The organism is Myroides sp. ZB35, assembly GCF_001865835.1.
GTDB lineage: Bacteria > Bacteroidota > Bacteroidia > Flavobacteriales > Flavobacteriaceae > Flavobacterium > Flavobacterium odoratimimum.
The window spans coordinates 1,902,483-1,921,338 of record NZ_CP017769.1; the positions used below are offsets into that span (position 1 = coordinate 1,902,483).

An 18,856-nucleotide genomic window follows, 5' to 3' on the forward strand; every position below is an offset into this window, starting at 1 on the left:
AAATCTGCTCAAAGTAGTATAGTCAATTTTCAGTCAAAAATACAGTTTTTTATGGTTACGAAAAACCAAATCAAATTAATTAAGAGTTTACATCAGAAAAAATATAGAAAAGAACACCAACTTTTTATTGCAGAAGGAGTTAAGGTGGTTGGAGAATTAGTGAAGTCTTCGTTGGTTTTAGAGCACATATATTGTACAGAAGAACTGAAGTTTAATGTTCCTCAGTCGAAGGTTTCTATTGTCAGTAAAGAAGATTTAAAAAAGATGTCTGCGCTGAGTACGACTTCTAATTGTTTGGCTGTATTTCATTGCACGGAACAAGAGTCTGTAGATTATAGTGATCTTATCGTTGCTTTAGATGATATTAGAGATCCAGGTAATCTAGGGACTATTATACGATTATGCGATTGGTTTGGGATCAAGCATATTATTTGTACCAGTGAGACAGTAGATGTCTATAATCCTAAAGTGGTACAGGCTACAATGGGGTCAATTGCTCGTGTTAATCTTGTATATGGAGAGTTACCAGAATTAATTAGAGCAGGAGGGGAGCTTCCTATTTATGGTACTTTTATGGATGGAGATAATATCTATCAGAAAACAGTGGCGAATAAAGGAATTATCATCATGGGAAATGAAGCTAATGGTATTTCGAATGTTATTGAAAATTTAGTAACAGAAAGAGTAGCGATTCCTCGTTATGGAAATTTACAACAGACAGAAAGTTTAAATGTTGCCATGGCAGCCTCTATTGTACTAAGCGAATTTAGAAGACATAATTTTTAAGCATATAAAAAAAGGGAACTTAAGTAAGTTCCCTTTTTTTATATCTGTTTTTAATGAAAGGTAAAGTTGACAAATATCCCTCTAGATTTCATTGATTCTATATTTCCAGTCCATGGACTTTGCGCATTTTTATCTCTGATTAATTCATCATTAATTCCAAATACCCCTCTAATAGAAGGAGAAAATTTAAAATATTCAAAATAAAAGTCGATACCTACCCCTATTTCGTAGTTAGCTGTAAGCTTCTCTACTCGCCAGACTCCCTCATAGTTATCGCTATCTACTTTATTATTACTTCCTAAGTTTAAGTCCAAAGAAAAACCTCCTAAGACATAAGGACGTATATTTCCAGTTCTCAGAGCAGAGAATTTTAATAATAAAGGGAAGTGTAGGTATGTAGCACTAGTTGACTTGACCGAAGAACTGTTTAATTCATATTCAGAAGGTTCTGGATTATTGTGCTGTGTAGCATAATAATCATAGATAAGCGCTCTAGGGAAAGACAATTCTCTTTTTGCATATGTTAGTCCTGGCTCAAAGCGCAAGTCTAAATGCTCCATGATACGCAAGTTCCCAACAAGTCCTACATTAAATCCCATAGAAGACTTTACTTGTATTTCAGTATAGTCATTTGGGTATTTTTCTTTTAATGCTTGTAGCTTGTGATAATAGTCTGCATTATAATCAAACTTGTAATTGTATGAATTGACTCCTAAGTAATAGCCCCAATGGACACGCTGTTTGTCCCAATCTCTTTTGTTAAGCATCGGGTTTCTACCAAATATCCATTGCCCATAAGACTGTGAGCTAACGAATAGGATTAAAAAAAATACAATTAGTCTTTTCATATTATTTTGAAGATGAATATATCGTAGCAATTCCCATCGTTTGTGGAAGATGCTTTACATCTTTAAACCCAACTTTTCTTAAAATATTGTTTAAAGCTTCTCCAAAAGGGAAGTTTTTTGCAGAGTCAGATAAATATTTATAAGCTTTTTGGTCTTTAGAGAACAATTTACCCATGAACGGCATTACATTCTGCGTATAGAAGAAATATCCTTGTTTAAATGGGAATTTAGTAGGAACAGAAGTTTCTAGAATAACGAATATTCCTCCAGGTTTTAATACGCGAAGTATTTCTGACAATCCTTTTTCTAAGTCTTCGAAGTTTCTAATACCAAAACCTACTGTGATAGCATCAAAAGTATTGTCTGCAAATGGCAAGTTTTCTGAGTCTCCTTGTACCATTTCGATTCTATTATCTAAGTTTAACGCTTTGATCTTTTGTTTACCTACTTCTAGCATTCCAGCGGATAAATCTAGTCCAGTGATTTTAGTAGCTTCTGTTTTAGATAGCAGAATAGCTAAATCACCAGTACCAGTAGCAATGTCTAATATTGTAGTTGGTTTTTGTTCAGATACTAACTTTAATACCTTACGTCTCCATCCTTGATCAGTACCAAGAGAAATCATTCTATTTAAGTTATCATAATTGCCAGAAATAGTATCAAACATTTGTTCGACTTGTTGTTTCTTGCCTAATTCAGATCCTTCGTATGGAGTAATATTTTTTGACATTGTATTTTATTTTTGACAAATATAATTATTAAAAGCCAAATGAGAAGTTTCGTTTTGTGTCAAAATGAAGAATAAATGCTTTTTAAATAAGGAAGTAGATAAAGACAATGATCTATTGTCTAAAACAAAGAATAGGGGATCTGAAAAAAAAAGAAAACCTGAACACATGCTCAGGTTTATCTGTATGAGGTTAGATATACATGTGGTAGTATTCACCACCTGCAAACTCTAGTTGATTTCCTTGTTTAAATCCTAGTCGAGAATAAAGCTTCATTGCACTAGGGTTTTCTAAATCTACAATTAGTCCTACTTGTTTATGACCTTGTGACTTAGCATAGTCTACAGCATGTTTCAGTAAGTGGCTACCTACTCCTTTACCTTGTACTTTAGGAGATACAGCTACAGTGTCTAAGTAATATTCTCCACCAGTGGTTTCTGGTTCAGGTATCATGTCATTATTATACTGTTGCTTCATTAGGTCTAGTACAGGCTCTCTTAACGTGATAAAGTCATCTCCGTTATATCCAGTTATAGAACCTACGATATCACCCTCTTCATCTATCGCTACGAAAGTGTTTTCATAACTATATAAGTTCCCCGGTTTACGGAACATAATAGTTAGAAAGTTAATGGCTTCTTCGATGTCTTCTTTTTGGATAAATGTGAAGACAATATCTTCCATTGCTTGTAGCATTAATTCTGGAACTACGTCGTAATCTTCTCTTTTTGCAGGTCTAATTGTATAATGCATTTTTCTTAATTTGAATTAGTACAAAGGTAAGAAAGTTTAAGAGAACTCGTGATTATTACTGATGTGCTCTTCGTTCATCTATTTTATCCCATTCCTCAGAAGCATTCTCTATACCTATTTTACTAGGTTCGAACACAGGATCTTTTCCTTCTTTGCGTTGTGCTACATAATCTTTTAAAGCCTTTAATGCTGGTTTTCTTAGGATAAAGATAGCGATGATATTAATCCATGCCATAGCTCCTACACCGATATCACCGATTCCCCATGCTATACTTGGTTCACTAGTAGAGGCAAAGAATACAATGCTTAATATGATGATACGCATGATCCATCTTAGGATAATGTTTTTCTTTTTACTTAAGTATTCGAAGTTTGATTCAGCGATGAACACATAAGACATAGCTGTAGTGATAGCAAAGAAAGTTAGTGCTATAGCAATGAATTGAGAAGCGAATACAGGAAAGTGTGTTGCCACTGCTTTTACCGTATAAGCAGCTCCAGCTTCTACACCGGGCATATTTTCTACTATATAAGTCCCTGATTCATCTATCACGTTATACGAATTTGTAAATAAGATCATTAAGGCTGTTGCTGTACATACGAATAAGGTATCTACATAAACAGAGAAAGCTTGTACTAATCCTTGTTTTACAGGATGAGATGTCTCAGAGGCAGCTGAAGCGTGTGGTGCTGTACCTTGCCCAGCCTCATTAGAATATATACCTCTTTTTACACCCCATGCGATTGCAGCACCGAAGACTCCACTAAAAGCAGACTCTAAGTTAAAGGCAGATTTAAATATTAAAGCAAAGATGTGTGGTACCTCTTGTATGTTTAACCCTATAATAATGACAGCCATGATAATATATGCACTAGCCATAAAAGGTACAATGATCTGAGCAATTAATCCCATTTTCTTCGCTCCACCAAATACTGCAAATCCTAAGAATAAACAAATAGCAATACCACTAACCCATGTAGGGATAGAGAAAGCTGAATGCATACTTACGGCGATACTATTACTTTGGATACTCGGTAAGAATAGACCACAACTGATTAAAGTTACGATAGAGAAGAATAGGGCAAATGCTTTACTCTTCATTCCTTTTTCGATGTAGAAGGCTGGACCTCCTACGTATTGACCATTTTTATCTACTTTGTAAATTTGTGCTAATGTAGATTCTATAAAAGCAGATGCACTTCCTAAGAAGGCAATAGCCCACATCCAGAAGATAGCTCCAGGACCTCCGGCAGCGATAGCGGTAGCTACTCCTACGATATTACCTACTCCTACACGTCCAGCGATAGCCATACTAAAGGCTTGAAATGGGCTTACCCCTTTATCGGAAGAACCTTCTGTAAAAAGTAATTTCACCATATGGCGAAAGTATCTGATCTGTATAAATCCTGTTGTAATCGTAAAATAAAGTCCTACTAATAGACAGAGTGCAATAAAAATGTTAGACCAAATTAAGTCATTTAGTAATTTAATAATTTCTTCCATTGTGTTGTTTGTGCTTTTTGTTGTGTGTGTTTGTAGTACATCTCTTTGTTATTAAGTAGAGATATGCTTGTTTTATATTTGTGGAAATTAAGAAAATTTTAAGTATTGAAAGGTGTTAAAATTATCTTTTTTTAAATTTAAAATCATTCTTTCTAAATCTTACTTTATTTATGAAGCTATTTCGGTGAAGTATTGTGTTTTTGTTTGTAAAAAATATCGATAACTAATGAAGACATTTTTTAACTTTGGATAGACAAATAACCAGACTAAACCTTATAAATAAACTCTATGTCACACACAGATTACATTCGACGTTTAGAAGGATTGCCTTTAGAAGAGATATTATTAGCTCGTATCCCTATTGTCTTAGAGGTAATGGATAAAGTAACCTTACAACATAAATGGGATTATGCTTATGCAGAAGGGAAGTGGACGGTAAAGGAACTGATACAGCATCTGATAGACTGTGAACGTATATTTAGTTATCGTGCCTTGCATATCGCACGTCAGGACACAAGTGTCTTAAGTGGATTTGATGAGAATCTGTATGTAGATAATTCAAAAGGGGAATGTAAAGAACCTCAAGATTTAAGAGAAGAATATATCACACTGATGAAGAGTGTGTATTATCAGTTTAAAGGTTTTACAACAGAAGCTTTAGCTTTAAAAAACCAAATGGCTCATTATGTACTCTCTGTAGAAGAGATCGGTAGGCTTAACTATGGTCATACTTTACACCATATAGATATCTTATTAGAAAGATATTTAGATAAAAAATAATTAAGTAGTAGATATAAAAGAAGAGAGCCACTCATTTGAGTGGCTCTCTTACTATATTTTATTAGTAACGGATGCTGAATAAACCTTCAGCTTTGTTTTCTAATTTTTCAAAACGCTCAGTACATTCTTTGATTAGTTGAACAGCAGCTGCTTTATCTCCAAAACCATCAGTTGTAACTGTTTTGTTTTCTAAGTCTTTGTATACTTTGAAGAAGTGTTCTACTTCTTTTTTGAAGTGCTCGTTTACATCTTGAATATCGTTTAGTTTATTCATGATTGGATCAGATACAGGTACACATAAGATTTTTTCATCTTGTCCTTTATCATCAGCCATATAGAAAACACCTACAGGTTTTACCTCTACTACCATTCCTGGAAGAGATGGCTCAGTGAACATTACAAGTACGTCTAGAGGATCTCCATCTAAAGCTAATGTTTCTGGAATGAATCCGTAATCAGCTGGATATCTCATGTTAGAATATAAAAGACGGTCAAAACGCAATCTTTTTAAATCAAAATCATACTCATATTTGTTTCTGCTGCCTGCTGGAATCTCAACAAATGCATCAAAAGTTTCGAATGTATTCATATTTTTTTATTTAAATCTTATTTCTAAAAATCGTGTGCAAAAGTACTCTAATTACTTGTTTATAACAAGTTTTAGATTAATTATTAGAAATAAATTCCGAAAGATCCTCTAATAGCAAACTTTCTAGCGTCAGGCATATCTAGGTAATTTCCTCTCCAACTTAAATCAAGTCTAAAGATTTTAAATATATTACCTACACCTATATAATATTCATAATACACATCACTAGGTGCCTTGTATTGTAGTCCTGATGCATTTAAATCGATGTTCTCTTGTGAGACCTTTCCGTATATTCCTCTAACTCCTACGATCTCACGTAAATTGAAATCTCTTAACCATGGAATACGAGAGAATAAACGACCTCCAAAATTGTGCTCTAAATGTAATGATGCATATTGATCTGTAACAAATTCGTAGTAGTTTAAGTTCGCAAACGTATTTTCGATATTAAACCACGACTGGTTACCAGGTACAACACTTAATAACCCTAGAGGTACTTCTCCGAATGTCTTCCCTGCTTCGAATGTAGGTGTCAATGTACCAAAACCTCCTAACAATAATGGTTTTCTAGCATAGAATTGAACTTTTTTATACTCGAAGTCACTATCTATTACACCTTTGAACCCTTGTGTATACTTTAAGAACATACGTAGGTATTTTTTATCTACATCTGTTCTATCTACACCGTATCCTATTGTTTTTCGTTTAGGTGTATATTCGGCAGTTAGGTTAAACTCAGACTGTTTTGTTTCGTTAGCGATGATATTATTCTCTTTATCCTCGTAGTAGTCTAGGTTAAATAAGTCTGATGCCGCTCTTAGTGTTCTATAATTAAACGAAGTACTAAACTTTAAGTTCTTGACAGGTTCTATTTCTAAACCTACTGTAGAAAGATTAATTTTAGTCAATTTCGTATTATCTCCACTCGCAAATAAAGAGTTCGAAGCAAAACTTCTTCCCAATACATCATTTGTCTCTGTAAGACTTACACCTATTTGCTCTATATCTCTACGGTTTCCTCCGAATAAGATTAATCTACTATCGTTGTGCAATAGTACTTTAGCACTTACGCCATATTTAAACTGATTATCTTTAAATCCGTATGCACCATATCCTTCTAATCTCCATCTGTCATTCGGACCAAAGTAAGTTCTTCCACCAGCACGCAAACGCAACCCTTCAATATCGTTATATCCAAAAGTAGAAAAGATAGGTCCGTAGTCAAATTTATACTTATCGATATTGTAGTAGTTACTCGCTATAGTAGATGATAGATCAAATAGGAACTTAAACTTAGGTACTGTTTTTAATGTATCTAGCATTTTATAGATTCCTAGTTCGTCTTTACTTAATGATTCAAAGCGATAACTTTTCCAGAAGTCTTCATCTCTTTTATAGATTCCTTCATCATATACATTCACATTCTTTTGATAGAATTCATCAGGATGCTCTATATCAAATTTGTGATGTTTATAGATAGAAGTACGCTTACCATAGACCCCTTTAGACTTCTCTCTTTTAGAAAGGGCAAAGTCAGACATGAAGTGATCTTTAGTCAATAGGAATACAGAATCATTTAGAACATCGAATTCTTGCTCTATATAAATCTCTTTAACCCAGTTAATATTTGCATCTCTACTCGCTTCCATATTAATTTTCTTGATTGCGAATGTAGAGTCGTTCACCCAGAAGTCTCCTTTGAATGTTAGTTCTCCTTTACGTCTAGGGTAGTATACGATATTAAAACACCATTTATCATCTATATAAGCACTATCTGCTAGTACATAGTTATACACATTAATACCTGTACGAGATAGTGGACTGACGAAGTCTTTATCGAATATCTTGATATAATTGTTGTAGATATTATACTCAGCGTATAGGTCTTTAACGAATTCGATAATATGTTGATTCGTATCAAAACCTGAGTTTTTGTTTCCTAAGGTTTTTTCGATTTTCTTACCGTTTCTATTATCACCATATACCTGACCTATATTTTCATTGATAAAAATAGGTAAGTATGTCTTCCCTGTAATGCGGTTGGTGTCTACTTGTTCGAAGATGAACTCCATACCTCTGAATAGTTTTTTCTTCTGGTATGCGCTATCTATACTGTTTAAGTCAAACTCTACTTTTTCGTATTTATCATACTCGTATTGAGAGAACATATATAAACCATTCTTGCGTTTACGCTCCCATATTTTACGTAGAATATCTAAGGCAGGGTTATTCTTCTTAGAAGTTTTACCAGCATAGATTTTAACTTCATCTAAGGTGTTGTCATCTTGTAGAACGACTTTTAGATCTAGATTTGTTTTTCCCTCTAACGGAATTTCAAGTGTTTTATAACCCACGAAAGACACCACTAGAGTGTTATATGTTTTGGTTGATTCTAAGTAGAACTTACCAGATTCATTAGCAATTACCCCATCAGTAGAGTTTTTAAAGTAAACGCTAGCAAATGGTACCTCTAAGTTGTTTTCGTCAATTATTTTTCCACTTACTTTGGTTTGTCCCCAACTAAATGCTGAAACGAGTAGAAATAATAATAGAAACTTAACTTTATTTTTCATAGTAAAGTAGTATTCATAAAAAAAGACTCCATCTTAGCATAAGATGGAGTCTATCAAATATACGTTATTTTTTTTACTTGTAAAGTACTTTTTTTACAGCTTTCACTACATCGTTAGCGTTAGGTAGCCACTCTTGTAGTAATACTGGAGAATATGGTGCTGGTGTATCAGCAGTCGTGATTCTTTGGATAGGAGCATCTAAATGATCGAATGCTTGCTCTTGTACCATATAAGTAATTTCAGAAGAAATACTTCCAAATGGCCAAGCCTCCTCTAGAATTACTAGACGATTTGTTTTCTTTACAGATTTAAGAATAGCCTCTTGATCTAATGGACGTACAGTACGCAAGTCAATAATTTCACAAGAGATACCTTCTTGAGCTAGTTCATCAGCAGCTTTATAAGCTTCTTTGATGATTTTACCAAAAGAAACGATAGTTACATCAGTACCTTCTCTCTTAATATCAGCTACTCCTAATGGGATAGTGTATTCTCCTTCTGGCACTTCACCTTTATCACCATACATTTGCTCAGATTCCATGAAGATAACAGGGTCATTATCACGGATAGCCGCTTTTAATAATCCTTTACAGTCATATACGTTAGATGGTACTACTACTTTTAATCCAGGTACATTAGCATACCAGTTTTCAAAAGCTTGTGAGTGAGTTGCACCTAATTGTCCTGCAGATGCAGTAGGTCCACGGAATACGATAGGAATATTAAATTGACCACCAGACATCTGACGCATCTTAGCAGCATTGTTTATAATTTGGTCGATTCCTACTAAAGAGAAGTTGAAAGTCATAAACTCAACGATAGGACGGTTACCATTCATTGCAGATCCAACTGCAATACCAGCAAATCCTAACTCTGCAATCGGAGCATCGATAACACGTTTTGGACCGAATTCGTCCAACATACCTTTAGAAGCTTTATAAGCACCGTTATATTCAGCTACTTCTTCACCTATTAAATATATTGATTCGTCGCGACGCATTTCTTCGCTCATCGCTTCACACACGGCCTCTCTAAATTGAATCGTTCTCATAATTTTCTATTTTGTGTAATTAATTTACGAAAGCAAAAATAGGAAAAAATATCTTTATCTTGAGTATCTGTTTTATTGTTTTATAGGTTTTAATCTTATGCGTCCTCTTTTATTATATTTTTTATAACCTACTTTATTTCTGATTTACAATTCTTTAATATTATACGCCTTTAGTTGAAGGTGTTGTAGTATTTTAGCTTTTATAGTTTATCGTTGTATCGTTGAGATTTCCTAACTCATGGTGTTACGCCATCTCTATATGCCCAATCAAAAGAAACCCTCCTATAGAGATAGAAGGGTGAAGTGTTATTGCTGTGATTGTAACCAATCTTCATATTTAAGTCTGGTGATTACTTCGATACGGTCGTCTTTAAAGTATTTGTCGTATCTGTTTTCTGATTTATAAGCGAATGTAAATCCACATTTTGATTGTGCACGTAGTGATTTAGCGTTTTCTTCATAGAATCCACACCACAAGTCTACCATCTTTAGGTCTACGAATGCGTGTTTGATTAATCGATTAAGTGCTTCTGGGATATAACCTTTGCCCCAATGCGGTACACCTACCCAATAGGCCACTTCTGCTTCGTTTTCAGAAATGTCAAAGTTACTGTTTTCTCCGATTAATAATCCGATGCATCCTATCGCTTCATTGGTGTCTTTTAGGGCTACCGCATATATTTCTGGGTGTGCAAATTCGTTGTTGATCACTGCTTTACTTTCCTCCACACTTTTATGTGCAGGCCAACCTGCTGCTGGACCTACTTGTTCGTCTTTTGCGTATAAATATAAACTCTCTGCATCTGACTCTTCCCAAGGGCGCAAAATCAATCTTTCTGTTTCTAGTCTCATCTTCTTTTCATTTTGTGTACTCCGCTTTTTTTTTGTTAGTAGAAGTACTTGTTATTATTCTGGTGCAAAAGTAGATGGATAGTTAGAATCTGATTGTATGATTATTTTAGATGAAAATGTAATTTTAGAAACTAAAGTTGTTTATTTGTATTGTATTCTAGTTTTATTATGTGTTTATGGAAAGTGCTTTAATGGATTTAAAAGAACGTATTTCTTTTAGTTTTGGGATTGAATACGGCGTTAGTGATCAGGATACGTTGAATACTTATCCTTTGGCTATGGCCTATTTGACAGTTTTTTTTGTAGAATATGGAGAAGCTGTCCTTAGTCTTGACTTTAAAGATTGTGTATTGACTAGAGGTAGTTTGATCATAGTAGGGGAGGACAATATGATTACTTTTAAGGAAGCGTCAGAAGACTATAAGATGCATTGTTTTTTGATTCAAAGAGATTTTGCTAGTGAGATCGCTTATGTTCTACCAAATGAGTTGTTTAGTTATCTACATTATTTCCCGATACAGACTTTTACAGAGGAGGATATAGGTATTTATCACTTATGGCAGTCTTTAACGATCTACTTAATGAATAATGTATCAATACATGCTCAAAAGACATTGTGTAACCAATTTCAAACCTTGTTTTTAAGTTTATCTGAGCAGGTTAATTATGATGAGTTAATCATAGAGAAGCATTACAGTAGACAAGAGGAGCTATGCTGGAAGTTCTGGGATCTAATCACTCATCATGCTAAGCAGCATAGAGATGTCGCGTTCTATGCAGATACTTTATTTATTACACCTTATTATCTATCACAGATCACTCAGCAGTTTTTAAACTATAGTCCTAAAGAGCTTATTAATCGTCAAGTGGTATTAGAGATTAAACATTACCTTCGCAATACGGATTTGAATATTAGCCAAATAGCCGAGCAGTTAAACTTTCAAGATCCTTCTTATATGGGGCGCTTTTTTAAGCGAGAGACAGGAGTGAATCCATTAGAATTTAGGAGATAGACTTGCTGATTTGTAGTTTATACCTATATTTTAGTATTATAGTTAGATTATAGCAATCTGCATTAGCTAAACACTGTATTTTGAATGTGTATATCCTCTCTCCTTATTATTTACTTTTTCATGAGAGATTGTAATCAGCTTTTATGTTATTAATTTTTTGTCTACTTTTTTTCTCTTATTCTTATCCTTTTAGGGGGGGATTGAGGTTGTTTTATATCCTAGTGAGTGAATTTTGTTATCTGTGATGGCTTTATATCCTCTTTTAAGCCTCTTTATAATAAAAAAGAGAGGATGTTTTTTTTCTTTATTTTTACTATATTTAAAAGATAATTTGTTGATAATTAATTGTTTTTGGTTATAGAGACTTTTAAGGTGGTTAGATGTATATTAGTATTAATACTACTGTATACAAGGCTTTGTGCTATTTCCTTCAACAGTTCGTCAAGACTTCTCCATGATTGCTCTAGTTAAGACGTTGTTTGTTGAAGAAGTCTTGAAGAAGTGTTGTAGCGGTGTTGAAGAAGTAGAGAGAACTAGTAAATTACTTAAAAAGAAAAGAGTTTTGCTTAGATAGCTATTATAAGGAAGGTGATATTAGTACTTTAAGCATAGATTAAAACTTGAATTTGTCTGTGGCGATAACCTAATTCTGTTCGGAGACTAAGAGTAGAAGTAAGGGGATTAAAAGATTATTTAACCAAATTCGTGTTAATTCTTTTATTAAAAAAGTTGTTATTAAAAGAGAAATAATAGGATAAGGACAGGAGTACCCTTACCATAAATAGGAAAGAAAAAGTTTGTATTTCAATATAATTAAGGGGTGTGGAGCATTATAAAAGGGTAGAGGTAAAAGTTTGTTAATTAGAATCTATTTAAATAAGACTGATAATTTTATATGCACGCATAGTAAAATATCAAAAATAAATTCTTATTTTCGTTCGGTAAGTAAATGTGAAACACAAAAAACGATATAAAAATGAAAATATTAGTTTGCATCAGTCATGTGCCTGATACTACTTCAAAAATTAACTTCACGAATGGAGATACAACATTTGATACAAATGGAGTACAGTTTGTAATCAATCCTAATGACGAGTATTCTTTAACTAGAGCGATTTGGTTCAAAGAGAAACAAGGAGCTACAGTTACTGTAGTGAATGTAGGTGGACCTGATACTGAAGCTACGTTGCGTAAAGCATTAGCTATCGGAGCAGATGAGGCTATCCGTGTGAATGCTAATCCTACTGACGGAATGTTCGTAGCAAAACAATTAGCAGAAGTAGTAAAAAATGGAGGTTTTGACTTAGTATTAGCTGGTAAGGAATCTTTAGATTATAATGGTGGAATGGTACCAGGAATGCTAGCTGCATTCTTAGGATACGATTTCGTTAACTCATGTGAGGGGTTAGAAGTAGAAGGTACTTCTGTGAAAGCGATTCGTCAGATAGACGGTGGTAAAGAGACTATCTCTGGAAAATTGCCATTAGTAATCGGAGGACAAAAAGGTATCGTAGATGAAAAAGACTTGCGCATTCCTAATATGCGTGGTATTATGTCAGCTAGAACAAAGGCTTTAGCTGTAGTAGAACCAGTAGGAGCAGAAGAAACTACTAAAGATGTGAAATTCGAAAAACCAGCTCCAAAATCAGCTTGTAAAATGATTTCACCTGATAACTTAGATGAGTTAATCAACTTGTTACACAACGAGGCAAAAGTTATCTAATTTCATTTATTTGTAAACCTTTAAAAAAGAAGAATTATGTCAGTTTTAATATATGCTGAATCAGCAGAAGGAAAATTTAAAAAAGTAGCATTAGAGTTAGCTTCTTATGCTAAAAAAGTAGCAGAGTCATTAGGAACAACTGTGACAGCTGTAACGATCAATGCTTCAGACGTAAGCGAATTAGGAAAATACGGTGTAGATAAAGTATTAAAAGTATCTAACGATAAGTTAGCTAACTTTAATGCTAAAGCTTATGCAGATGTAATCAAACAAGCAGCTGCTAAAGAAGGAGCTAAAGTAGTAGTATTATCTTCTACAACAGACAGTTTATACGCTGCTCCTTATGTAGCAGTAGCTCTAAACGCTGGATATGCTTCTAACGTGGTAGCTTTGCCAGAGAGTACTTCTCCTTTCGTAGTGAAGAGAAACTCTTTCTCTACTAAAGCATTTACACATACAGAATTAACTACAGATGTAAAAGTATTAGCATTAGCTAAGAACTCTTACGGACTAGTAGAGGCTTCTGGAGCTGCTGCAGCTGAGGATTTTGCACCATCGTTAAACGATGCTGACTTCAGCCTAAAAGTAGAAGGAGTAGAAAAAGTATCTGGAAAAGTAACTATCGCTGATGCTGATGTAGTAGTATCAGGAGGACGTGGATTAAAAGGACCAGAGAACTGGAAGATGATCGAAGACTTAGCAGAAGTATTAGGTGGAGCATTAGCTTGTTCTAAGCCTGTATCTGACTTAGGGTGGAGATCGCATGAAGAGCACGTAGGACAAACAGGTAAGCCTGTAGCTGCGAACTTATATATCGCTGTAGGTATCTCTGGAGCTATCCAACATATCGCAGGGGTGAACTCTTCTAAAGTAAAAGTAGCTATTAATACAGATGCGGAAGCACCATTCTTTAAAGTAGCTGACTATGGTATCGTAGGAGATGCATTCCAAGTAGTACCTCAATTAGTAGAGAAATTAAAAGAGTTTAAGGCTAAGAATGCATAAGCATTTTATAAGCTTTTAAATATATAAGGCAACTAAGACAAAGAATATTTATATCTTTGTTTTAGTTGCTTTTTTTGTATAAAAAATAATTATGAGTTTAATAAAATTAACGGTAAGTGGGATCTCTTATAGTCATACACAGAATGGTGCATATGCACTTATACTAGAAGAAGAGGTAGGAAGTAGAAAATTGCCTATCGTAATAGGAGCCTTTGAAGCTCAGTCTATTGCGATAGCGATAGAGGATGATATTAAACCACCTAGACCTCTGACTCATGATCTGTTTAAGACCCTAGCAGATCGATATAGTATCATAGTCAAAGAAGTTATCATTAACAGGCTATTAGATGGAGTGTTTTACTCTAGTCTAGTCTGTGTAAGAGATGGAGTAGAAGAGACGATAGATGCACGTACATCAGATGCGATAGCACTAGCAATACGCTTTTATGCCCCTATTTATACGTATAAAGATATTCTTGATAGAGCAGGTATCATCCTTAGTGCTGAGGTGGAAGAAGAGGAAGAAACAGTAGAAGAGCGTAGAGTACCACATTCAGGAGAGGACATTGCTTCTCAGGTAGAACAGTTTTTAGAAGAAGAGGCGAAGGCAAATGATTTTTCTAGTTATACTAAATCAGATCTAGAGAAGATGTTAGATGATGCTTTAGCAAGTGAGGACTATGAAAAGGCAGCTTTGCTAAGAGATGAGTTAAATAAAAGATAATAACCCTATATATAGACAACACAACAATGAGACAATACTTAGACTTAGTACAACAAGTACTTGATAAAGGAACACAAAAAGGAGATCGAACAGGTACAGGAACCAAGAGTATATTCGGACACCAGATGCGATTTGACTTAGCAGAAGGTTTCCCTTTAGTGACGACTAAGAAAGTACATTTAAAGTCTATCATCTATGAGTTGTTGTGGTTCTTAAACGGAGATACGAATATTAAGTATCTTAGTGAGCATGGAGTGCGTATATGGGATGAGTGGGCTGATGAGAACGGTGATCTAGGACCTGTGTATGGATATCAATGGAGAAACTGGAATGGAGAAGGGATAGACCAGATAAAAGAGGTGATAGATACCCTGAAGAACAACCCTAACAGTAGACGTATAATGGTGTCTGCATGGAACCCTAGTGTGATGCCAGACACTTCTATCTCTTTTGCAGATAACGTAGCGAATGGAAAGGCGGCATTGCCTCCATGTCATTCATTCTTTCAGTTCTATGTAGCAGATGGGAAGCTGTCTTGTCAGTTATATCAGCGCAGTGCAGATGTATTCTTGGGAGTACCTTTTAATATTGCTTCTTATGCCTTGTTAACGATGATGGTCGCTCAGGTATGTGATCTAGAAGTAGGAGATTTTATCCATACATTCGGGGATGTGCATATCTATAATAATCATATAGAGCAAGTGACACTACAGCTAAGTAGAGAACCAAAGCCGTTGCCTCGAATGGTAATCAATAAAGAGGTGAAAGATATATTTAGTTTTAAATACGAAGATTTTACACTTGAGGGATATGATCCTCATCCTGCTATAAAAGGACAAGTGTCTGTATAAACAGAATAATAAAAATATAGCTTATGAAAAGAGATGAATCTTACGAAATGTATGAATATGCACGCAAACGATTAAAACAAAGAAAGATGTTATTCTTTCACTTCGTCGTATTTGTTTTAGGGAGTATTGCCATGTTTTGTTTTAACGGCTTAGTTCAGGATCAGACTACAGTTACGATTTGGTGGCCGTATGCTATCGGGATATGGGCATTGTTAGTATTCTTACACGCTGTGAATGTGTTAATCGTAGATCGCTTTATGGGTAAGCGATGGGAGGATAAGCAAGTAAGACGTTTAGTAGAACTACAAGAACAACGCATCAAAGAATTAAGAGCAAAAGTAGAGAAGGATTTTCCATTAGTAGATACACAGAGAGATTTAGAGCAAATCCAACAACCAACTCCTACTAGCTCACCAGAATTAGATAAAAAATAAAAATATGCTGACACTGATCGCTGCAGCTGCAGAGAATAATGCTTTAGGTAAAGACAATGATTTGTTATGGCATTTGCCAGATGATTTTAAACATTTTAAAGACTTAACGTCTCATCATTTTATTATTATGGGGAGAAAGACTTTTGAGTCTTTTCCAAAACCTTTACCTAATCGTACGCATATCATCATTACACGCCAAGAGGAGTACGAGGCTCCAGCATCGTGTATTGTAGTGAATAGTTTAGAAAAGGCTTTAGATTTAGTAACAGAGCAAGAAGAGAGTTTTATTATAGGCGGAGGAGAAATCTATAATCTAGCACTTCCTTTTGCAGATAAGATAGAACTAACTCGTGTACATACGGTATTAGAGGCAGATGCTTTCTTTCCTGTTATAGATCCTAAAGAGTGGAAGTTAGTCAGAGAGGAGTTTCATGATAAAGATGCAAGACATCAGTATCCGTTTACCTTTTTGACATATATGAAAAGCTAAAAAAAGTAAGTTATGAAAAAGATATTTTTTTGTTTAATTGTTGCTCTAGTTGGATTTTTGGGATATGCTCAAGAATCTTCTAAAACAATAGATCAAAAAAAAGAAACTGTAGTGAAGGATGAGCCAATCGTCATTAAGGATACCTTACGACTAAAGTTTCAGAATAATGAAAATGTAGGTAAGGATCAGCAGTTCTTAGGTAAAGATATTTATGAAAGTACTTATCTAAAAGAAGGAGATGTTTTTAGAAAGAACACAAAATATAGTGGTACTTCTTATAAGAGTAAGAATTTTGACTCTCTTACCTTAATCGATATTACTAATCCTCTAGAACTAATGCTTTTCTATAAAGAAAAGAAGGCTTTTGTATTAGTCAATAGAGAATTAGCAGAACGCAATGTCATCGAATTAGGAGTTAAGTTTCCGACTATGGAGACTAGTTTTGCTGGGGTGAGCACTAAACGTAATTATTGGTTAGTGAATGAGCGCAACAGATCAGTGAATTTATACAACAGTGTTACTTATGAGTTACACCGTGTATTTACTTTTCCTGAAGAAGCTAAGATTAAACAATATTTGACACTGGCGCATATGTTCTTTTGGGTAGATGAGGAGAATATATTACATGGTAATGATCTAGTAGGAAAAGAGGTTGTAACCTATAATCTAGAGACGGAATACGATTTAATGCAAATACTAGAGGTAGATAAATTACTTTATTCTTATAAAGATAAATTATACTTTGTTGATTTAAAAGCGAATAAGACTTCTGTACTAGATACAAAAGAAAAAAGCATTTCAGGCTTCTTTTATGGCAATCAAAAATTGAGTATTTTTGACGGACAGAAAATAAATAATTACTTTATAAAATTACCGTAATGCATATAGCTATTGCTGGAAATATAGGCGCAGGGAAGACTACGCTTACGAATTTATTAGCCAAACACTATGGGTGGGAACCTCATTATGAGGATGTAGTAGATAATCCTTATCTAGATGACTTCTACCACCAGATGGACAGATGGTCTTTTAACTTACAAGTGTATTTTTTAAATAGCCGTTTTCGTCAAGTTTTACAAATTAGACAAAGTGGTAAGACGATTATCCAGGATCGTACAATATATGAAGATGCACATATCTTCGCGCCGAACTTACACGCAATGGGCTTAATGTCTAATCGTGATTTTCAGAACTACTCTTCTTTATTCGAATTGATGCAAGAGTTGGTAGGGGCTCCAGATTTATTAATCTATTTAAGAAGCTCTGTACCTAATCTAGTAGGGCAAATCCAAAAGAGAGGAAGAGATTATGAAAACTCTATTTCTATCGAGTATTTAAACAAATTAAATGAACGATATGAAGAGTGGATTAAAGGGTATGACAAAGGGAAGTTACTAATTATCGATGTAGATAATTTGGATTTCGTAGAAAACCCAGAAGATTTAGGAAACGTAATTAATAAAATAGATGCTGAAATAAACGGTCTATTTTAGAGTTAATATAGAATAAAGGAAAGCCCTGATATCATTTGATTTCAGGGCTTTTTTTATAAAGGTATATTAGAAGTCTTTTTGATCGTCTGAATTACAAAAGAACTTTTGATATTAGATATAATTTCTAGTTTAGAGATTTTGTGTACTACGAATTGTTGATAGGCTTGTACGTCGTCAACTAATAACTTTAAAAAGAAGTCATAGTCCCCTGCTATATAAGAAGCTTCTAATACTTCGTCTAAGCCCTTTACATATTTCTCAAATTCTTCGAATAGACTTTCTTGATGTCTGATCAGTATGACTTGACAGTAGACGATTAGTTTTTTTCCTAGTAAATCTGGGTTGACTTGAGCAGAATATCCTTGAATAATTCCTGTTGCTTCAAGCTTCTTTATTCTTTCGTGTACAGGTGTAAGTGATAAGTTTACTTTCTCTGCTAGCTGTTTTGTCGATTGTTTTCCGTCTAATTGAAGTTCGATTAGCAGTCTTTTATCAATCTCATCTATATGTTGCATAGTTAATTTTTCTGTTTACTGAAGTTTGAGTGAGGTAAAAGTAATTGTTTTTTCTTTTAAAATACTGATATTTAGTTGTTTTTTCTATAATTAAAGAGTTGTTATAGAAAAAATATTTATGTGTATATCTTTGCACTGTTATAT

20 protein-coding genes are annotated in these 18,856 nt (G+C 34.3%); 11 read left to right on the forward strand and 9 right to left on the reverse strand.

Annotated elements, in window-relative coordinates; all coding sequences use genetic code 11:
- Positions 1 to 51 precede the first annotated feature (51 nt).
- Positions 52 to 786 (forward strand): TrmH family RNA methyltransferase, encoded by a 735-nt coding sequence (locus BK054_RS08595; RefSeq protein ID WP_006257260.1) that lies wholly within the window; start codon positions 52 to 54, stop codon positions 784 to 786.
- Between the two features lie 50 nt (positions 787 to 836).
- Here BK054_RS08595 and BK054_RS08600 read toward each other — a convergent pair whose 3' ends face one another.
- From BK054_RS08600 to BK054_RS08615, 4 genes are all read right to left on the reverse strand, one after another.
- Positions 837 to 1,634: a porin family protein gene (locus BK054_RS08600; protein WP_006257259.1), complete on the reverse strand. Its 798-nt coding sequence runs from the start codon at positions 1,632 to 1,634 to the stop codon at positions 837 to 839.
- A gap of 1 nt (position 1,635) precedes the next feature.
- A complete protein-coding gene (ubiE, locus tag BK054_RS08605) occupies positions 1,636 to 2,364 on the reverse strand; it encodes a bifunctional demethylmenaquinone methyltransferase/2-methoxy-6-polyprenyl-1,4-benzoquinol methylase UbiE (protein ID WP_006257258.1) in 729 nt (242 codons plus the stop codon).
- Positions 2,365 to 2,554: 190 nt separating this feature from the next.
- The gene (locus BK054_RS08610) at positions 2,555 to 3,115 is read right to left on the reverse strand and encodes a GNAT family N-acetyltransferase (RefSeq protein ID WP_006257257.1); all 561 of its coding nucleotides are present in this window, start codon (positions 3,113 to 3,115) and stop codon (positions 2,555 to 2,557) included.
- A gap of 55 nt (positions 3,116 to 3,170) precedes the next feature.
- Positions 3,171 to 4,619 carry an alanine/glycine:cation symporter family protein gene (locus tag BK054_RS08615; RefSeq protein ID WP_071307216.1) on the reverse strand — a complete coding sequence of 483 codons (1,449 nt, stop codon included), beginning with the start codon at positions 4,617 to 4,619 and terminating at the stop codon, positions 3,171 to 3,173.
- 288 nt (positions 4,620 to 4,907) lie between these two features.
- Here BK054_RS08615 and BK054_RS08620 point away from each other — a divergent pair, with 288 nt between their 5' ends.
- Positions 4,908 to 5,399, forward strand: coding sequence for a DinB family protein (locus BK054_RS08620; RefSeq protein ID WP_058699299.1), 492 nt, complete (start codon positions 4,908 to 4,910; stop codon positions 5,397 to 5,399).
- 61 nt (positions 5,400 to 5,460) lie between these two features.
- Here the strand turns inward: BK054_RS08620 and BK054_RS08625 are convergent, their stop codons facing one another.
- The 4 genes from BK054_RS08625 to BK054_RS08640 form a co-directional block, all read right to left on the reverse strand.
- A complete protein-coding gene (locus BK054_RS08625) occupies positions 5,461 to 5,988 on the reverse strand; it encodes an inorganic diphosphatase (protein ID WP_006257253.1) in 528 nt (175 codons plus the stop codon).
- A gap of 83 nt (positions 5,989 to 6,071) precedes the next feature.
- On the reverse strand, positions 6,072 to 8,561 hold the full coding sequence (locus tag BK054_RS08630; RefSeq protein WP_058699300.1) for a DUF5686 and carboxypeptidase-like regulatory domain-containing protein: 2,490 nt from the start codon (positions 8,559 to 8,561) through the stop codon (positions 6,072 to 6,074).
- A 73-nt stretch (positions 8,562 to 8,634) separates the two neighbouring features.
- Positions 8,635 to 9,612 carry a pyruvate dehydrogenase complex E1 component subunit beta gene (locus tag BK054_RS08635; protein WP_006257250.1) on the reverse strand — a complete coding sequence of 326 codons (978 nt, stop codon included), beginning with the start codon at positions 9,610 to 9,612 and terminating at the stop codon, positions 8,635 to 8,637.
- Positions 9,613 to 9,918: 306 nt separating this feature from the next.
- Positions 9,919 to 10,464: a GNAT family N-acetyltransferase gene (locus BK054_RS08640; RefSeq protein ID WP_058699301.1), complete on the reverse strand. Its 546-nt coding sequence runs from the start codon at positions 10,462 to 10,464 to the stop codon at positions 9,919 to 9,921.
- Between the two features lie 176 nt (positions 10,465 to 10,640).
- On the opposite strand from BK054_RS08640, the gene BK054_RS08645 reads away from it, so the two are divergent.
- The 9 genes from BK054_RS08645 to BK054_RS08685 all read left to right on the forward strand — a co-directional run bounded on the left by BK054_RS08645 (position 10,641) and on the right by BK054_RS08685 (position 18,197).
- Positions 10,641 to 11,477 carry an AraC family transcriptional regulator gene (locus BK054_RS08645; RefSeq protein WP_058699302.1) on the forward strand — a complete coding sequence of 279 codons (837 nt, stop codon included), beginning with the start codon at positions 10,641 to 10,643 and terminating at the stop codon, positions 11,475 to 11,477.
- A 976-nt stretch (positions 11,478 to 12,453) separates the two neighbouring features.
- On the forward strand, positions 12,454 to 13,200 hold the full coding sequence (locus BK054_RS08650; RefSeq protein WP_006257247.1) for an electron transfer flavoprotein subunit beta/FixA family protein: 747 nt from the start codon (positions 12,454 to 12,456) through the stop codon (positions 13,198 to 13,200).
- 36 nt (positions 13,201 to 13,236) lie between these two features.
- Positions 13,237 to 14,205, forward strand: a complete 969-nt coding sequence (locus BK054_RS08655; protein WP_006257246.1) for an electron transfer flavoprotein subunit alpha/FixB family protein — start codon at positions 13,237 to 13,239, stop codon at positions 14,203 to 14,205.
- Positions 14,206 to 14,296: 91 nt separating this feature from the next.
- On the forward strand, positions 14,297 to 14,929 hold the full coding sequence (locus BK054_RS08660; RefSeq protein WP_016650207.1) for a bifunctional nuclease family protein: 633 nt from the start codon (positions 14,297 to 14,299) through the stop codon (positions 14,927 to 14,929).
- Positions 14,930 to 14,955: 26 nt separating this feature from the next.
- Positions 14,956 to 15,780, forward strand: coding sequence for a thymidylate synthase (locus tag BK054_RS08665; protein WP_016650208.1), 825 nt, complete (start codon positions 14,956 to 14,958; stop codon positions 15,778 to 15,780).
- Between the two features lie 23 nt (positions 15,781 to 15,803).
- Positions 15,804 to 16,214: a 2TM domain-containing protein gene (locus tag BK054_RS08670; protein WP_006257243.1), complete on the forward strand. Its 411-nt coding sequence runs from the start codon at positions 15,804 to 15,806 to the stop codon at positions 16,212 to 16,214.
- A 4-nt stretch (positions 16,215 to 16,218) separates the two neighbouring features.
- Positions 16,219 to 16,704: a dihydrofolate reductase gene (locus tag BK054_RS08675; protein ID WP_058699303.1), complete on the forward strand. Its 486-nt coding sequence runs from the start codon at positions 16,219 to 16,221 to the stop codon at positions 16,702 to 16,704.
- Between the two features lie 12 nt (positions 16,705 to 16,716).
- Complete coding sequence (locus BK054_RS08680) at positions 16,717 to 17,583, forward strand: hypothetical protein (RefSeq protein ID WP_058699304.1); 867 nt, start codon at positions 16,717 to 16,719, stop codon at positions 17,581 to 17,583.
- Positions 17,583 to 18,197 carry a deoxynucleoside kinase gene (locus tag BK054_RS08685; protein ID WP_006257240.1) on the forward strand — a complete coding sequence of 205 codons (615 nt, stop codon included), beginning with the start codon at positions 17,583 to 17,585 and terminating at the stop codon, positions 18,195 to 18,197. The genes BK054_RS08680 and BK054_RS08685 overlap by 1 nt, the downstream gene beginning before the upstream one ends.
- Positions 18,198 to 18,250: 53 nt before the next feature.
- Here BK054_RS08685 and BK054_RS08690 read toward each other — a convergent pair whose 3' ends face one another.
- Positions 18,251 to 18,712 (reverse strand): Lrp/AsnC family transcriptional regulator, encoded by a 462-nt coding sequence (locus BK054_RS08690; RefSeq protein ID WP_058699305.1) that lies wholly within the window; start codon positions 18,710 to 18,712, stop codon positions 18,251 to 18,253.
- Positions 18,713 to 18,856 lie beyond the last annotated feature (144 nt).

Coding starts and splice junctions, on each gene's coding strand:
- BK054_RS08660 (WP_016650207.1), top strand. CDS start 14,297: ATGAGTTTAATAAAATTAACGGTAAGTGGGATCTCTTATAGTCATACA.
- BK054_RS08655 (WP_006257246.1), top strand. CDS start 13,237: ATGTCAGTTTTAATATATGCTGAATCAGCAGAAGGAAAATTTAAAAAA.
- BK054_RS08680 (WP_058699304.1), top strand. CDS start 16,717: ATGAAAAAGATATTTTTTTGTTTAATTGTTGCTCTAGTTGGATTTTTG.
- BK054_RS08645 (WP_058699302.1), top strand. CDS start 10,641: ATGGAAAGTGCTTTAATGGATTTAAAAGAACGTATTTCTTTTAGTTTT.
- BK054_RS08650 (WP_006257247.1), top strand. CDS start 12,454: ATGAAAATATTAGTTTGCATCAGTCATGTGCCTGATACTACTTCAAAA.
- BK054_RS08635 (WP_006257250.1), bottom strand. CDS start 9,612: ATGAGAACGATTCAATTTAGAGAGGCCGTGTGTGAAGCGATGAGCGAA.
- BK054_RS08600 (WP_006257259.1), bottom strand. CDS start 1,634: ATGAAAAGACTAATTGTATTTTTTTTAATCCTATTCGTTAGCTCACAG.
- BK054_RS08675 (WP_058699303.1), top strand. CDS start 16,219: ATGCTGACACTGATCGCTGCAGCTGCAGAGAATAATGCTTTAGGTAAA.
- BK054_RS08625 (WP_006257253.1), bottom strand. CDS start 5,988: ATGAATACATTCGAAACTTTTGATGCATTTGTTGAGATTCCAGCAGGC.
- BK054_RS08690 (WP_058699305.1), bottom strand. CDS start 18,712: ATGCAACATATAGATGAGATTGATAAAAGACTGCTAATCGAACTTCAA.
- BK054_RS08610 (WP_006257257.1), bottom strand. CDS start 3,115: ATGCATTATACAATTAGACCTGCAAAAAGAGAAGATTACGACGTAGTT.
- BK054_RS08665 (WP_016650208.1), top strand. CDS start 14,956: ATGAGACAATACTTAGACTTAGTACAACAAGTACTTGATAAAGGAACA.
- BK054_RS08670 (WP_006257243.1), top strand. CDS start 15,804: ATGAAAAGAGATGAATCTTACGAAATGTATGAATATGCACGCAAACGA.
- BK054_RS08640 (WP_058699301.1), bottom strand. CDS start 10,464: ATGAGACTAGAAACAGAAAGATTGATTTTGCGCCCTTGGGAAGAGTCA.
- ubiE (WP_006257258.1), bottom strand. CDS start 2,364: ATGTCAAAAAATATTACTCCATACGAAGGATCTGAATTAGGCAAGAAA.
- BK054_RS08685 (WP_006257240.1), top strand. CDS start 17,583: ATGCATATAGCTATTGCTGGAAATATAGGCGCAGGGAAGACTACGCTT.
- BK054_RS08620 (WP_058699299.1), top strand. CDS start 4,908: ATGTCACACACAGATTACATTCGACGTTTAGAAGGATTGCCTTTAGAA.
- BK054_RS08615 (WP_071307216.1), bottom strand. CDS start 4,619: ATGGAAGAAATTATTAAATTACTAAATGACTTAATTTGGTCTAACATT.
- BK054_RS08630 (WP_058699300.1), bottom strand. CDS start 8,561: ATGAAAAATAAAGTTAAGTTTCTATTATTATTTCTACTCGTTTCAGCA.
- BK054_RS08595 (WP_006257260.1), top strand. CDS start 52: ATGGTTACGAAAAACCAAATCAAATTAATTAAGAGTTTACATCAGAAA.